The following is a 15,740-nucleotide window of genomic DNA, read 5'->3' as shown; positions in this document are numbered from 1 at the left end:
AAAGCCCATGCTACTGAAGCCCACCGGGGCTGTCAAGCAGCGTCGTTAGGCGGGTTTTTCCGGCAGGGTGGCGTAGTCCGCGGGCCGGGCCAGCCCAAAGCCCTGGGCGAAGCGCACCCCCATCCGCTTTAGGTCCTCAAGGCACTGCGCGTCCTCCACCCCCTCGGCCACCAGCCCCAGGTCCAGCTGCGTGGCCAGCGCCGCGATCCCGCGGATCAGGGACTGGGCCCGCGGCCGGGTGAGGTTTGCGATCAGCGTGCGGTCGAGCTTGACCCAGTGCAAGGGGAGCTCGGCCAGAAGCGAGAGGCTGGAGAAGCCGGTGCCGAAGTCGTCGAGGGCGAGGCGGAACCCGCGCTCGGCCAGGGCGTAGAGGGTCTCCTTTTCCACCCGGCCCATCAGGGCGTACTCGGTGACCTCGAAGCCGACCCAGCGGGGGTCGGCTTGGCTGGCCGCGAACGCGGGAAACTCGGGGTCGGCGAGGGTGCTCGGCAGCAGGTTGACCCAGACCGGGACGCCGAGCCGTTGCGCGATGGCCTCTGCGCGGGCGAGGACGTACGCGTCGAGCCGCGGGCCCAGCCCCTTTTGCTCGGCCAGGGGGATGAACTCGGCGGGGGAAGCCTTCCAGCGCAGGAGGAGCTCGGCGTGGGAAAAGCGCCGCTCGCCCAGGTCCCAGACCGGCTGGGCGACGAGGCTCAGCCCCTCGGTTTCCAAAGCCTCCTTCAGCGCCAGGAGAAGCACCCGCTCGTGCTGCGCGCGGGCGTCCGCGTGGGGGTTGAAGACCGCCAGACCGCCCCCGGCCTTGGCGCGCCTTAAGGCGGCCACGGCCTCGCCCCAGCGGGCTTCGAGGACTTGTTCCGCAGGCCCTTTTCCCGCCGTTCCCGGCGCGAGGCCGATGGCCAGCGAGGGCACCAGCCGCACCTCGCCGCCGGCCAGCAGGATGGGTTGCTCCGCTGCCTGCCGTAAGCGCCGGGCGGCCTTCAGCGCACCCGCTTCGTCCGAGCGCAAGAGCAGCGCCGCAAACTCGTCGCCGGCCATGCGCACCAGCAGGTCCCCGGCAAAGAGCGCCGCCTTGAGGCGGCGGGCCACCTCAAGGAGCAGCCGGTCCCCGGCGGCGTGGCCGACTCGGGCGTTGATCGTGCGCAGGTGCCCGACGTCCATCGCCAGCACCGCGTAGGGGGTGCCGGGGGCGAGGCGGGCGAGCAGCATCGGGCCGGTCTTCTGCCAGAGGCGTTCGTTGGGGAGCTCGGTGAGCGGGTCGTGGTAGGCGAGGTATTCCGCCTCGGTGGTCTTTTGCCACCAGCGGTAGACGAGGTTCAAGGTGGCCGCCAGAATGCGCACCCGCGCCAGGTCGTCGGGCGAAAAGGCGCCTTCGTGGAAGGCGTCGAGGTTCAGCGCCAGCGCCACCCGGCCCCCGATCACCACCGGGACGCGCAGCACCTCGACGGGTGGGGGCGTGTCTTTGAGCACGCGGTCGAGCGTCGCTCCTCGCGGCGGCGCGTTCAGGATCGAGGGCGTGGGGGTCGCGTCCCAGGCTTCCTCCAGGGGCAGCACGACGTCGAACAGGGCCTTCGGGTAGTTCCAAAGGGCCTTGAAGACGAAGCCCTGGCCTTGGCGCAAAAGGACGCTGCCCGCCTCCGCCTGGGGCAGGAGCTCGCGCGCGATCTCGAGCAGCTTGGGGTAGAACGCGCTCTCGGTGAGCGTGCCGGCGAGGGTGGCCTCGAGCAGCTCGGCGAGCGCGTCCTCAAAACGCAGGGCGGGCGCGAGTTCGATCGCGATCCCGATCCCTCCTTCACGCCAGTAGAGGTAGTCCTTTCCCCCGTGGACGAACCGCCCGGGTCGGGACGGGGGACGGAGCTTGAGCCGCGCCGCCGCGGGGTTTGCCGCGCGCGGTCGCCCCGCTTCGTCGAGGAGGAAGACCGGTCGTTCCCCTTCCCATAAGGCCCGGCCCAGGGCCTTTTCGAGCTCGGAGGGTTCGCTTTCCCCCATGCTTACCCTGCAGTATAGCAGGATTAGGCCCTGTGGTATGCTGATGTTTAACCCGAGGCGTAGGGGTATGAAGAGAGGTAGAGGTAAGTGATGCTCGCGCAAAAGTTCGAGACCGCCCAGGCGCTCCGAGCGGATGCCCGCGCCAAGGCGGCCTACAGCTGCTTGCTCGACGCCGCCATGGCCCGGCGCACCCTGACCTACGGTGCCCTGGCCGAGCAGCTTGGCCTGCCGCGGCGGGGCAACCACATGGCCAGGGAGCTCTCCCGGGTTTTGGAGCTGATTGCCGCCTACGAGGCCCTGCACCTGCGGCCGCTCTTGCCGGTGCTGGTCTTCTCCACCACCGCGAGGCGGCCGGGGAAGGGTTTTTTCCTGCATGCCCGGGCGCTGGGCCTGCTCACCCCCGAGACCGGCGAGGACTTCTTCTTCCGCATGCAGCTCGGCGCGGTCTACCACACCTGGAGCTAGCCTGCTTGACAGGGTTCTTTCTCCGTGGTATCTTAGCTTTTGCGCCACTGAGGTGGCGGGGGACCATGAAAAGCGGGCCAAGCGAGTAGCGCGAAGCGTCTTGGGCTTTTTACACGTGGAGTGTGGAAGGTCAAGGTAGTAAGGGCGCACGGTGGATGCCTCGGCACCCGAGCCGATGAAGGACGTGGCTACCTGCGAAAAGCCAGGGGGAGCCGGTAGCGGGCGTTGATCCCTGGATGTCCGAATGGGGGAACCCGGCCGGTGGGGACACCGGTCACCGCTGTGTATGCAGCGGGGGGAACCTGGGGAACTGAAACATCTAAGTACCCAGAGGAGAGGAAAGAGAGATCGACTCCCTGAGTAGCGGCGAGCGAAAGGGGAAGAGCCTAAACCGGGGTGCTTGCACCCCGGGGTTGGTGGGGCGTGTCCTGGGCGAAGCCCGGGGAGTGAGCAATCCCTGGTCTAGCCGAATCCTGCTGGGAAGGGGAGCCAGAGAAGGTGAAAGCCCTGTAGGCGAAAGGCCAGGGACTCTCTGGGGCACGACCCCGAGTACCCTGTGGTTCGTGGAGCCATGGGGGAATCTGGGCGGACCACCGCCCAAGGCTAAGTACTCCGGGTGACCGATAGCGAACCAGTACCGTGAGGGAAAGGTGAAAAGAACCCCGGGAGGGGAGTGAAAGAGAACCTGAAACCGTGCGCTTACAAGCAATCACGGCCCCACGCCTGCGCGCGAGCGCGGGGAGGGGTTGTGGTGTGCCTATTGAAGCATGAGCCGGCGACTTGCGGTCACTGGCGAGGTTAAGCCGGGAGGCGAAGCCGAAGGGAAACCGAGTCCGAAGAGGGCGTAGAGTCAGTGGTCGCAGACCCGAAACCAGGCGAGCTAGCCCTGGCCAGGCTGAAGCTGGGGTGACACCCAGTGGAGGGCCGAACCGGTAGGGGATGAAAACCCTTCGGATGAGCTGGGGTTAGGAGTGAAAAGCTAACCGAGCCTGGAGATAGCTGGTTCTCCCCGAAATGACTTTAGGGTCAGCCTCAAGCGGCAACTCAGGCCTGTAAAGCACTGCTAGGGCTAGGGGGCCCACCAGCCTACCAAACCCTGGCAAACTCAGAAGGGTCTGAGTGGAGGCTTGGGAGTGAGGGCACGAGCGATAACGTCCGTGTCCGAGCGCGGGAACAACCGAGACCGCCAGCTAAGGTCCCGAAGCTAGGCTAAGTGGGAAAGGATGTGGGGCTGCTGAGACAGCCAGGATGTTGGCTTAGAAGCAGCCATCATTTAAAGAGTGCGTAATAGCTCACTGGTCGAGTGGCCCCGCGCCGAAAATGAACGGGGCTTAAGCCTAGCACCGAAGCTGCGGGTGCGACGGGAAGCCGTTGCGCGGTAGGGGAGCGTTCCCGAGGCCAATGAAGGCAGACCGCGAGGGCTGCTGGAGGCAAGGGAAGTGCGAATGCCGGCATGAGTAACGATAAGTGGGGTGAGAATCCCCACCGCCGAAAGCCCAAGGGTTCCTACGCAACGGTCGTCGGCGTAGGGTTAGGCGGGACCTAAGGCGTAGCCGAGAGGCGAAGCCGAAAGGGCAGCCGGTTAATATTCCGGCCCCACTCCACTGGAGCGATGGGGGGACGCCCTAGGCTAGGCGGAGCGGAGCTATGGCTAAGCCCGTTGGCCAGCGGGGGGTGCAGGGTAGGCAAATCCGCCCTGCGGGAGCCCGCCGCTGGTCGGGAAGCCCCGAGAGGGGTGACAAGCCGCTGAAGCCAGGGGGCCGAGAAAAGCCTCTAAGCGATGAAGGTGGAGTGCCCGTACCGCAAACCGACACAGGTGGGCGGGTGTAAGAGCACCAAGGCGCGCGGGAGAACCCTCGCCAAGGAACTCTGCAAAATGGCCCCGTAACTTCGGGAGAAGGGGTGCTCTCCGGGGTGATGAGCCCTGGGGAGCCGCAGTGAACAGGTCCTGGCGACTGTTTACCAAAAACACAGCTCTCTGCGAACACGTAAGTGGACGTATAGGGAGCGACGCTTGCCCGGTGCCGGAAGGTCAAGGGGAGGGGTGCGAGCCCCGAACCGAAGCCCCGGTGAACGGCGGCCGTAACTATAACGGTCCTAAGGTAGCGAAATTCCTTGTCGGGTAAGTTCCGACCTGCACGAAAAGCGTAACGACCGGGACGCTGTCTCGGCGAGGGACCCGGTGAAATTGAACTGGCCGTGAAGATGCGGCCTACCCGTGGCAGGACGAAAAGACCCCGTGGAGCTTTACTGCAGCCTGGCGTTGGTCTTTGGGCACGCCTGTGTAGGATAGGTGGGAGGCTAGGAACCACCCTCGCCAGGGGGTGGGGAGCCGCCGGTGAAATACCACCCTGGCGTGTTCGGAGATCTAACCCCTTTTAGGGGGACAGCGCTTGGTGGGCAGTTTGACTGGGGCGGTCGCCTCCTAAAGCGTAACGGAGGCGCCCAAAGGTTCCCTCAGGCGGGACGGAAATCCGCCGGAGAGCGCAAGGGTAGAAGGGAGCCTAACAGCGAGGCCTACAAGCCGAGCTGGGACGAAAGTCGGGCCTAGTGAACCGGTGGTTCTGTGTGGAAGGGCCATCGATCAACGGATAAAAGTTACCCCGGGGATAACAGGCTGATCGCCCCCGAGCGTCCACAGCGGCGGGGCGGATTGGCACCTCGATGTCGGCTCGTCACATCCTGGGGCTGAAGAAGGTCCCAAGGGTTGGGCTGTTCGCCCATTAAAGTGGCACGCGAGCTGGGTTCAGAACGTCGTGAGACAGTTCGGTCTCTATCCGCCACGGGCGCAGGAGTCTTGAGGGGGTCTGCTCCTAGTACGAGAGGACCGGAGTGGACGCACCACTGGTGTCCCTGCTGTCCCACCCGGGGCATAAGCAGGGTAGCCATGTGCGGGAGGGATAACCGCTGAAAGCATCTAAGCGGGAAGCCTGCCCCGAGATGAGGACTCCCACAGGGCAACCTGGTAAGGACCCCGGAAGAGAACCGGGTAGATAGGCCGGGGGTGGAAGCCCCGCGAGGGGTGAAGCCGACCGGTCCTAATCGTCCGAGGCCTTGACCTTGAGGAGAGATTGCGAGGCGCTTTGTGCGCGCTTGGCCCGCTGAGGTTCCCTGCCACCGGGGTGGTGGCGCGGGAAGCATGAAAGCGAAAAACATGAGATTCCCCCCGTGCCCATAGCGGCGTGGAACCACCCGATCCCATCCCGAACTCGGAAGTGAAACGCGCCAGCGCCGATGGTACTAGGCGGGCAGCCGCCTGGGAGCGTAGGTCGGTGCGGGGGGATTTTCCTTAAAACACCAACGCCGCGCATCGCGCGGCGTTTTTTTCGTTTAGTCGGCGGCCGGGCGGATCCGCTGCTTGACCCAGACCACCAGGGGCAAGAGCGAGAGGCTGATCGCGAACTTAAAGAGGATCTGGCCGAGCATCATGTTGACCAGCGGCGCCCCGGTGCCGGCGAAGGCCAGGGTGATGAAGACCACCGTGTCGAGGACGACGGCCGCCGCGTTGGAGATGCCGACCTTGGTGGCGGCGCCGCCCGGGACGGCCTCGAAGAGCTGGGTGTTGGCCAGCTGGGCGACGAGGTAGGCGGTGAGGGAGGCGACGACGATCCGGGCGCTCTGGCCGAGCACGGCGCGGTAGGCGCCCTCGTCGAACCAGGGGGGCGCGGGCAGGGCGAGAACGAAGAGCCCGTAGAGGGCGAGGAGGGCGTTGGCCAGAAAGCCTCCCCAGACCACCGCCCGGGCCGCGGAGAGCCCCCCGGCGGCGTGGATGGCGTCGCGCAGGGTGAAGGTCAGGGCGTAGATGAAGATCGCCCCGGGGAGGACCAGGGGGCCGAGCTGCACCAGGCGGCCGGCGGAGACGTTGGCGATCACCTCGGCGGCGATGTAGACGCTGGTCAGGAGCAAGAGCAGGCGCTCGCGTTCCACGGGGCTTCATTTTAGGGGGCGAGGCGCAGCCAGTCCTCCGCCTCGCGGGCGCGTGCTTTTTCTTCCTCCGGGCGCCAGCCCTTTTCCCGGGCCATGAGCGCGGTCACCCGGGGCAGGGCCCTGAGCGCCGCGGCCAGGTCCAGGAAGGCCAGCCGGGTGCGGCGCTCGAGCACGTCCAGGGGGTGTTCGGCGAGCTCGTGCCGGGCGGCCCAGACGACCTCGGCCTCGATCTCCGGGTGCCCCTCGGCGAGCCGGGCGGTAAGGCCCTCGGCCTGGGCCAGCGCGGCCACCGCCTGGGCCTGGTCGCCGTAGCTGCGGTGCAGGTGCTCCGCGACGTCCTTGGGGAAGACGCGGGACAACGCGGCCAGATCGGCCTCACGAAACCCCTCGGCCCCGACCAGCGGGGTCTCGGCGCTGACGCTGGGCCCGGCCTTGAGGCCGCGGGTGCGGGCGAGGTGGTCGACGAGGTCCTCGGCCATCTTGCGAAACGTCGTCCACTTCCCGCCGGTCAGGGTGACCAGCCCCTTGGGGCCGTCGACGATGACGTGGTCTCGGGCCAGCTGGGCGGTGTCGTGGGCCCGGGGATCGCGCACCAGGGGCCGCAGCCCCGACCAGGCGCTGAGGACGTCCTCGCGGGTGGGGCGGAGGTCGAAGTGGCGGCGCAGGTGGCGCAGGATGTAGGCGATCTCCTCCTCGGTGGGGAGCGGGTGGTCGCTCAAGGGGGCGGGCTGGTCGGTGGTCCCGGCCAGGGTGTGGCCGCGCCAGGGGAGGACGAAGAGGACCCGGCCGTCCTCGGTCTTGGGGATCAAGAGCCCGGTGTCGGGCGGGGAGAAGGCCGGGGGCAGCACCAGGTGCACGCCCGAGGAGGTGGCCAGGAGCGGGGCGGCGCCGGGGTCCTCCATCTTGCGGATGCGGTCGGTGAAGGGGCCGGTGGCGTTGACCACCACCCGGGCGCGGAGGGGGAAGGTCTCCCCGCTCAGGCGGTCCTGCACCAGGGCCCCTTGGATGCGGCCGTCGTCCTCGATGAGGGCCTTTACCTCGGCGTGGTTCAGCGCCACCGCGCCATGACGGAGGGCGGTCAGGACCACCGCGACGTTCATGCGGGCGTCGTCGAACTGGCCGTCGGTGTAGACCACCCCGCCCTTGAGCCCGGCCTTCTTGAGCTGGGGAAAGCGCGTGGCGGCCTCCCGTTGGGGAACGAAGTAGGCCCGGCCGATGCGCGCCCGTCCGGCGAGGGCCTCGTAGAGCTTGAGCCCGCTCAGGTAGTAGGGGACCTCCCACCAGGCGTAGAGCGGGGTCAAGAGCTCGATCGGCCAGGCCAGGTGGGGGGCGATCCTGAGCAGCGTGGCGCGCTCCTTGAGGGCATCCTTGACCAGGTTCCACTGCACCCGGTCCAGCCGCTTGATCGCCGCCTCCAGGTAGCGCACCCCCCCGTGCACGAGCTTGGTGGAGCGCGAGGAGGTCTCGGTGGAGAAATCGTACTGCTCTACCAGGGCGGCCTTCAGGCCCCGGGTCTGGGCCTCGAAGAGCACCCCGGCGCCGGTGGCGCCGCCGCCGATCACCAGGACGTCGAAGGCCTCGTTTTTAGCGCGGTCCAGCAATGCCTTGCGGTTCACGTTGCCCATCCTTTCGCCCGGCGCACGGCCTCCTGCCAGCGCGCCTGCCGGGCCTGGCGCGCCGCCCCGTCGAGCCGGGGGACGAAGGCCGCCTCCTCCTGCCAGAGCCGGTCCACGTGGCCGAAGTCGAGCAGGCCCGCCCCCACGCCGGCGGCGAGGGCCGCCCCCAAGGCGGTGCGCTCGAGGTCCCGCGCCCGCCGCACCGGCACCCCCAGGGCGTCGGCGGTGAGCTGCAAGAGGAGGTCGTTCTTGGCCGCGCCGCCGTCCACCCGGAGCTCCCGCAACCCGCCCATCGCCGCCGCGGCGTCGGCGGTCTGCCAGGCCAGGGCCTCGAGCGCGGCCCGGGCCAGGTGGGCCCGCCGGGTTCCCCGGGTGAGGCCGATGATCAACCCCCGCGCGCTGGGGTCCCAGTGGGGGCTCCCCAGCCCGGCCAGGGCCGGGACCAGGACCACGTCCCCGCTGTCCTCGACCGTGGCCGCGAGGGTCTCGAGCGCGTCGGGGCTCTCGAAGAGGCCGAGGTCGTTTGCCAGCCAGTCGATCAGCGCCCCGGCGACGAAGGCCGCGGCCTCGAAGGCAAAGGCCGGGGCCTCCTTGAGCCAGGCCAGGGTGGTGAGCACGCCCGGTTTGAGGGCGAACCCCTCGGTGCGGGCGACGAGGAAGGCCCCGGTCCCGAAGGTCTGCTTGGCCTGGCCGGGAAAGAGCGCGGCCTGGCCGAACAGGGCCGCCTGCTGGTCGCCGAGCACCGCGGTGATGGGCACCGGTTCGCCGAGCGCGGTGGTGGTGCCAAAGGGGCCGAAGGAGGGGCGCACCTCGGGGAGGAGGGCCCGGGGAAGGTCGAAGAGGGCCAGCAGGTCGTCGTCCCAGTCCAGCGTCTTGAGGTTGAACAGCAGCGTTCTGGAGGCGTTGGTGGCGTCGGTGAGGTGGGCGCCGGTCAGGCGGAAGAGCAGCCAGGCGTCGACCGTGCCGAACGCCACCCGGCCCTTTTGAGCGGCGTCTTTCAGGTCGTGGGCTTCGAGCAGCCAGGCGAGCTTGCTGGCGGAGAAGTAGGGGTCCAGGACCAATCCGGTGCGCGCGCGGACCCAGGGCTCGTGCCCGGCTTGCTTGAGGGCGTCGGTTCGCGGCGCGGTGCGCCGGTCCTGCCAGACGATCGCCGGGGCCAGGGCCTGCCCGGTGCGCCGGTCCCAGAGGATCGTGGTCTCGCGCTGGTTGGTCAGGCCGATGGCCTCGATCGCCCCGGCCGTGAGCCCGGCGCGGGCCAGGGCTTCCCTGGCGGCCTCGATGACCGAGGCAAAGAGGGCTTCGGGGTCGGCCTCCACCCAGCCGGGGCGGGGGTAGGTCAGCCTCAGGGGGCGGCGGGCCAGGGCCAGGACCCGGCCCGAGGCGTCGTAGACGACCGCGCGGCTCGAGGTCGTCCCCTGGTCCAGGGCCAAGAAGGGCATGCCCCTAGCCTAACGGCTCGTCCCGGGACGGATCGCCCGCCAGGCGCAAGAAGGCCTCGACCACCTCGGGGTCGAAGTGCCGGCCGGCCTCACCCTCGATGTGCGCGATCGCCTTTTCGCGGGGCCAGGCCCGGCGGTAGGGGCGGTCCGAGGTCAGCGCGTCGTAGACGTCGGCCACCGCGAAGATGCGGGCCAGGCGGGGGATCGCCTCCCCTTTCAGCCCCTCGGGGTAGCCGGTGCCGTCCCAGCGCTCGTGGTGGTAGAGCGGCACCACCAGGGCCCGTTCCAGGTAGGGGATCCCCTTCAGCCACTCGTAGGCGTAGACCGGGTGCAGCTTCATCACCGCCCACTCCTCGGGGGTGAGCTTGCCGGGCTTGAGCAGGATCGCGTCGGGGATCGCGAGCTTGCCGACGTCGTGGAGGATCGCCCCCCGGCGCAGGTCGGCGAGGGCCTCGGGGTCGAGCCCCAGGGCGCGGCCCAGGGCCAGCGCCAGCCGGGTCACCCGCTCGGTGTGGCCGGCAGTCTCCTGGTCCCGGAGCTCGACCGCCTTGGCCCAGCCCCAGAGGGTCTTCTCGTAGGCGTCCTCGACCTCCAGGCGGGCCTTGCGGACCAGCTCGAAGCTGCGGGCGTTGTCCAGGGCGACCTCGAGCTCGGAGAGCAGGGTGTCGAGGTAGAGCCGGTCCTCGCTGGAAAGGTAGAGCTCACCTTCGGCGAAGGCGATGAGCACGCCGAGGGTCTTCCCCTCCTGGATGAGCAGGAAGCGCCAGAGCCGGGAAAAGCCCTGGGCTTGGGCCCAGGCCGCGAGGGGGCCCTGCAGCGAGGCGAGCGAAATGACCTGGGGCTCGGGGCGCCCCGCGAGCAGCGGCTCCGGCGGCGCCGGGGGGCTGAGGGGGCCCGCTTTTCCCCGGGCCGCCACCAGCGCGAACGGTCCTTGGGGGTCGAACCGGGTCCAGAGGGCGGCGGCGCCAAAGGGGAGGCGCAGGAAGGCTTCGAGGAGCGGGCTGAAGTCCTTTTTTGGGGCGGTGCTCTGGCGCACCACCTCGCGGCCCACCTCGGCGATCGTCTCCAGGTCGGCGACCCGGCGCGCCAGCCGGGCGTGGAGCGACGCCCGCTGCACGGCGTTGCCGATCGTCTCCGCGGCGAGCTTGAGGCGCGCCACGGTGCGGGGGTTCGGAGGCGCGCCGGGGCGGGCGAGGAACATCGCCCCCACCGCGCTGGGGCCGGCGATGAGGGGCAGCACCGCCGCCGACCAGCCGCTGGGGACGAAGGGCCGGGCGGCGGGGCGCACCCGGGGGTCGCGGGCGAGGTCGGCGACGATCACCGGGGCCTGGGTCGTGATGGCCTCGCCGACCAGGCTCCTTGGTTCCAGGCGGGGGGCGACGGGGACCCTCTCCAAGAAGCCCTTCCGGGCCAGGGCCACCGCGCGGCCTTCCTCGTAGAGCACGAGGGCCCCGGCGGGGGCCTTGAAGAACCCGGTCAGGACCTCGAGCGCGGCCTCGAGCATGGGTTCGATCGCGTCGGTCTGCCGCAGGGCCTTGGAGAGCTCGGCGAAGAGCTCGAGGTCCAGCGCGTGCTCCTTGGCCTCGGTGACGTCGAGGCCCACCCCGAGCACCGCGGGCCGGCCCTCGATCGTCACCACCGCCGCCGAGTAGTCGAGCCAGACCACCTGGCCGGACTTGCTCAGCACCCGGAAGGTGTAGCGGCTGGGGGCGGGCTCGCCGCGCAGCCGGGCCAGGGCGTGCTTTTTGACCATCGCCCGGTCCTCGGGGTGGACGAATTCCCAGATGGGGCGGCGTTTGAGCTCCGCCTCGCTGTAGCCGAGGTGTTCGATCGCGTAGCGGTTGACGAAGACCAGCCGCTCGTCCTGCCACATCAGGATGACCGCCGGGGCGGTCTCGGCGAGGGTGCGAAAGCGCTCCTCGCTGGCTTTGAGCGCGGCCTCCTGGACGACCTCCCGGGTCACCTCCTCGGTGAAGCCGGTGAGGAGCTGGGTCTTGGGATCGTACACCAGGGTGTCCCGGAGCCAGATCCAGGCCCCGGTGCCGCCGTGCTTGAAGCGGTAGACCAGGGACTGGGGGACGCCCGGTTGCCGGAGGGCCGCCCACGCCAGGTTGCGCAGCTGTTCCCGGTCCTCGGGGTGGGCCATCCTGTAGTAAAGGCCGGGGTCTTCGAGAAAGGCCTCCGGCGGGTAGCCGAGGACGTCTTGGGTCCGCGGCGACTGGAAGAGGGCGGGGGCCTGGCTGGGGTCCGTGCCCGGGGCTACCCTGGCCTGGAAGACCACGCCGGGCAGGGCGTTCACCAGGCGCTCGAGCTGCTGAACCTTGGCCTTGAGCGCCTCCCGCAGCTGGGTTTCCTTCGCGACGTCGCGGACGTTCAGCAGCAGCCCGCGGACCTCGGGGTCGGCGAGCAGGTTCTTGCCCCAGACCCGAAGGGTCCGCGTCTTCCCCTTGGCGTCCCTGACCGCGAAGGTGTAGGTCAGGGTTTGGTTCGGGTGTTCCAGCAGGGCGCGCAGCGCGCTGCGCGCCCGTTCCTGGTCCTTTGGAGCGATAAAGGGCAGGAGCGGGACGGCCTCCCCGGGCGCGGGCGGGGAAAAGCCCAGCGCCCCGACCTGGCGGTTGGTGAAGAAGGCGCGGCCCGCCTCGTCGGCGACGTAGAGGGCATCGCGGATCTCGTCGATTAGGGTTTGAAAGAAGGGCAGGTAATGGGGTGCAAGCGCCGCGTAGAGCTGCGCGAGGCCGGCCTCGGTGAGGGGGATCTCCTCCCCCAGGACGTAGGTCGGCCCGGTGAACGCGGGCCGGGGCCGGCCGGACTCGAGGATCAGGGCCGCGATCTCGGCGAGCGCGGGGTCCTCGACTCCGGTGATGCGGCGCAGGGGGAAGCGGAGTCGGCGCAGGAAGGCCAGCGCGTCGTCGCCCTCCACCCAGAACCCAACCTTGGGCACGTACCCAGCTTAACCGCTGGTTTGGTCGGGGGTAAGAAAATTTCGGATGGCCAGGGTGGCCGCCTCCAGCAGCTCGAGCACCGGGCGGGGATCGGCCCCGGCCTCGATCCGGTCCATCCAGGCCTCGACCTCGCGGGTGAAGGCCTCGCTGACGTAGCGCCGGGCCAGAGGGGCCAGGCGGGGGTCCTCGGTGAGCAGGCGGTAGACCCGCTCGCCCCGCCGGGTGGGGGCCAGGTACCGCCCCCGCCGCACCACGTAGCGGCGCTCCAGGAGCTTTTCCACGATCATCGCGTAGGTGCTGGGCCGGCCCAGGCCGCGGCGCTTCATCTCCGCGACCAGGCCGCCCTCGGTGTAGCGCTCGGCGGCGGGGCGCAGCTCGATCTGGGGCTCGACCGGGTAGCGGCCGGGGGCCACGTCCGGGTCCAGGCGCAGGGGCAGGATGCGGGTAAAGCCGTCAAAGCGCACGCCGACGATGAGGTCGCGGGTGAGGGTGGCCTCGCCGAGCCGGGCCCGGATGCGCTTGGTGCGCAGCCGGGCCGGGGCCATCTGGCTGGCCAGAAAGCGCTTGAAGATCAGCCGGTAGAGGCGAAGGTGGTCCGTGCCCAACGGCAGGGTGCCGAGGAGGAGCTGTTCCTCCAGGTCTTCGGGGGTCATCGGCCGGGTGGGACGGATCGCCTCGTGGGCCCCGCCCTCCCCCCAGGGACGCAGGCGCACGTACTCGGGGCCGAAGCGGGCCTCGATCAGCCGCCGCGCCAGGGCCATCCCCTCGGGGGCGACGCGGGTGGCGTCGGTGCGGTGGTAGGTGATCAGCCCGGCCTCGAAGAGCTCCTGGGCCAGGCGCATCGCCTGGGGGACGCGAAAGCCCTCGCGGGCGGCCTCGCTGAGCAGGGCGTCGGTGGTGAAGGGGGGTGGGGGATGGCGTTCCACCTCGGCTTCCTCCAGGACCTCGACGACCAGCTCCGCCGCGCGGTGCTCGCCGGGGAACTCGAGGACCAGGCCAAAGAGCACGACCCGGGTGTGGGGCACCCGGGTGCGGGCCAGCCGCTCCCGCGCGATGACCCAGCCCAGGACCGGGGTCTGCACCCGTCCCGCGGAGAGGGTTTTCTGCCCCAGCAGCCGCTGCAGCGCCTCGGAGAGGGAAAAGCCGATCCAGCGGTCGGCGATGCGGCGCACCATCTGCGCCGCGACGCGGTGGGCGTCCACCGGCCGGGTCTCCTTGAGCGCGGCCTCGAAGGCCCGTCGGGTCACCGCGTGGAACTCGCTTCGGGCCTCCTCGCGGCCGAAGGCCTTCAGCGCCAGGTAGGCGTCCCAGCCGATCTTCTCCCCCTCGGTGTCGGGGTCGGTGGCGAGCAAGTAGGCCTCGGTCTCCAGCGCGAGCTCCCTCAGGGCCTCGATCGCCTGGTCGCGGTCGGGCTGGCTGGGACGGCCATCGGGGCAGCGGGGATCGGGCACCGCCCCCTCGGGGCAGCGGCGCAAGGGGTGGTAGCGGGGGCGGTGGACGGGCTTTTGCTCCACGCCGTAGAGGCCGCCCTTCAGGGCCAGGTCGGTGAGGTGGCCGCGGGTCGCGGTGACCACCAAGAGCCCGTCTTCGGAAAGGACCTCGTAGAGCACCAGGCCGGGGAGGTAGCGGCGCTGGGGGCGGCCGTAGAACCCGGCCAGGGTGCGGGCCTTGTTTGGCGACTCGACGACCACCACCCGCTCCGGCAGCCAGAGCCCCCGGGCCTCGCCGCGCCGGAGCCGCTCGCGGTCGGCGTCGATCTCCGCGAGCAGGGCCTCGAGGTCCACCTCGTCCACCGGCCGGGGCGGGGTCTCGAGCAGGTAGGCGAGCCGGCGGTTGAGGGCGTAAAACGCCTTTTCGTCCTCGGCCAACGTCAGCGCCAGCCCCCGGGTCAGGCCTGCGGGGGTGAGGCGGCTGGTCCGCCCCGAGGCCTGCAGGTAGCCGGTGACGTCGGCGAAGACCAGCACCGGCCGGCCCTCTTCGAAGGTCAGGCCGACCTCGGGGCTCTTTTCGACCTCGGCCTGGAACGCGGGGTCCTCGAGGCGCTCCAAAAGCGCCGCCTTGAGGTGCTCGAGGGCGGCTTCGGGGGGGCGGGAGAGCCGGGCCAGGCGGCGGATCTCGGCCTCCAGCGGCGTGCCCCGCAAGAGGGGCAGGAGGGCCACCCCCAGCCTGAGGAGCTCGGCCGGGGAGAGGGCCTCCCCAAGGGAAAAGCGGAGCTTGGGCACCCCCACCATCAGCGCGTAGCGCACCCGCTCGGGCAGGTCCAGCCCCCGCGCCAGCGGGTTGCGCCAGGAGGCGAAGCCGATCAGGTATTCGACCTCGCCGGCGCGAAAGCGCTCGACGGCGGCCTCGTCGAGGTAGGTCAGGGCGGGCAGGCCGGCGTCGGCCAGGAAGGCCTTGAGGGCCTCGGCCTGCGCCCGGGGCTGGTCCCCGGAAAGGAAGATCAGCCCCCTGCCGCCCAGCCGCCGCATCCAGTCCGCGGCCCGGCGCCACAGGGCGGCCTGGTCCAGGCCGAAGGCCGCCTCGTAGAGGTCGGCGACCTTGCGCAGGGCGTAGCTCGGGGTGCCCAGCTCGAAGCCCAAGAGCTCGCGAAAGAGGTGGACCCGCTTGGAGCGGGGGCGGGCGGTGGCGCTGGAGACCGCGAGCACCCCCCGGGCCTTCTTGCGCAGCCTGGCGGCCTTGGCCTCGGCCCGTTGGGGATCCTTCTTGCGCAGCTCGATGAGGCGCATCCCCTCGGCGATGTCGCGCTCGGAGAACCCCAGCAGGCCGAGCACCCGATCCACGTTCCGCGCCGACTTGAGCAGGCTGTCCACGTCGTCGACGAAGAGGAAGTCCACCGGTCGGGGCAGCTCGGCGTGGTTCTTGTAGAGGAAGGCCACGGTGAAAACCCCGATCGGAGCCTCGCCGGCGAGGAGGGCCGCCTTTTCCCGCTTCTTCCCGGTGTAGGCCAGGTGGGGGGCGCCGAGCGCATCCAACCGACGGCTGGCCTCCTCGACCAGGAGCCGGGTGGGGAAGACCAGGTAGCTCCTCTTCCCCTGGCCCGCCAGCCAGGCCGCGGTGATCAGGCCGAAGGTGGTCTTGCCGACGCCGGTCGGGGCGAGCATGGCAAAGGAGCGATGCTGGATCACCCGCGCGGCCCAGGCCCGCTGCAGGGGCCAGGGAGGCGTGCCCCGTTTCTCTTCGAAGAACCCCGCCCAGGCCTGGAGCCGGGCCTGGGCCTCGGCGTGGGCGGTCAGCCGCCCCGGTGCCGGGGGCGCGCCGGGGTCGGGCTGGCAGACCTCGCAGGCCAGCCCGGCCAGGAGGCGCTCGGAGGTGATCGCCCGGCCGCAGTTGGGGCAGTAGGCCAGATAGCGCGCGGGGAGCATGGC

Annotated in this window: 7 protein-coding genes and 2 rRNA genes; 3 read left to right on the top strand and 6 right to left on the bottom strand. The window is 70.2% G+C overall.

Annotated elements, in window-relative coordinates; translation table 11 throughout:
- Positions 1 to 45: 45 nt before the first annotated feature.
- Positions 46 to 1,986, bottom strand: a complete 1,941-nt coding sequence (locus ACZ48Y_RS07635) for an EAL domain-containing protein (RefSeq protein WP_464740031.1) — start codon at positions 1,984 to 1,986, stop codon at positions 46 to 48.
- Between the two features lie 90 nt (positions 1,987 to 2,076).
- Here ACZ48Y_RS07635 and ACZ48Y_RS07630 point away from each other — a divergent pair, with 90 nt between their 5' ends.
- The 3 genes from ACZ48Y_RS07630 (at position 2,077) to rrf (ending at position 5,732) form a co-directional block, all read left to right on the top strand.
- The gene (locus tag ACZ48Y_RS07630) at positions 2,077 to 2,451 is read left to right on the top strand and encodes a hypothetical protein (RefSeq protein WP_464740029.1); all 375 of its coding nucleotides are present in this window, start codon (positions 2,077 to 2,079) and stop codon (positions 2,449 to 2,451) included.
- A 128-nt stretch (positions 2,452 to 2,579) separates the two neighbouring features.
- Positions 2,580 to 5,513 (top strand): 23S ribosomal RNA (locus ACZ48Y_RS07625).
- A gap of 102 nt (positions 5,514 to 5,615) precedes the next feature.
- A 5S ribosomal RNA gene (gene rrf / locus ACZ48Y_RS07620) occupies positions 5,616 to 5,732 on the top strand.
- Between the two features lie 49 nt (positions 5,733 to 5,781).
- Here the strand turns inward: rrf and ACZ48Y_RS07615 are convergent.
- The 5 genes from ACZ48Y_RS07615 to rgy are packed head-to-tail and all read right to left on the bottom strand — an operon-like array spanning position 5,782 to position 15,737.
- Positions 5,782 to 6,378, bottom strand: coding sequence for a queuosine precursor transporter (locus ACZ48Y_RS07615; protein ID WP_464740027.1), 597 nt, complete (start codon positions 6,376 to 6,378; stop codon positions 5,782 to 5,784).
- A gap of 11 nt (positions 6,379 to 6,389) precedes the next feature.
- Entirely contained in the window at positions 6,390 to 8,003 is a 1,614-nt protein-coding gene (locus tag ACZ48Y_RS07610) for an FAD-dependent oxidoreductase (RefSeq protein WP_464740025.1), read from the bottom strand.
- Positions 7,991 to 9,433, bottom strand: coding sequence for an FGGY family carbohydrate kinase (locus tag ACZ48Y_RS07605; RefSeq protein WP_464740023.1), 1,443 nt, complete (start codon positions 9,431 to 9,433; stop codon positions 7,991 to 7,993). Before ACZ48Y_RS07605 ends, ACZ48Y_RS07610 begins: the two co-directional genes overlap by 13 nt.
- Positions 9,434 to 9,437: 4 nt before the next feature.
- Entirely contained in the window at positions 9,438 to 12,374 is a 2,937-nt protein-coding gene (locus ACZ48Y_RS07600) for an HD domain-containing phosphohydrolase (protein ID WP_464740021.1), read from the bottom strand.
- A 9-nt stretch (positions 12,375 to 12,383) separates the two neighbouring features.
- Complete coding sequence (rgy, locus tag ACZ48Y_RS07595) at positions 12,384 to 15,737, bottom strand: reverse gyrase (RefSeq protein WP_464740019.1); 3,354 nt, start codon at positions 15,735 to 15,737, stop codon at positions 12,384 to 12,386.
- Positions 15,738 to 15,740: the final 3 nt, after the last annotated feature.

It is taken from the genome of Rhabdothermus arcticus, from assembly GCF_055382915.1.
The sequence above is the reverse complement of the archived record's forward strand: the minus strand, read 5'-3'. Positions and strand labels throughout refer to the sequence as shown.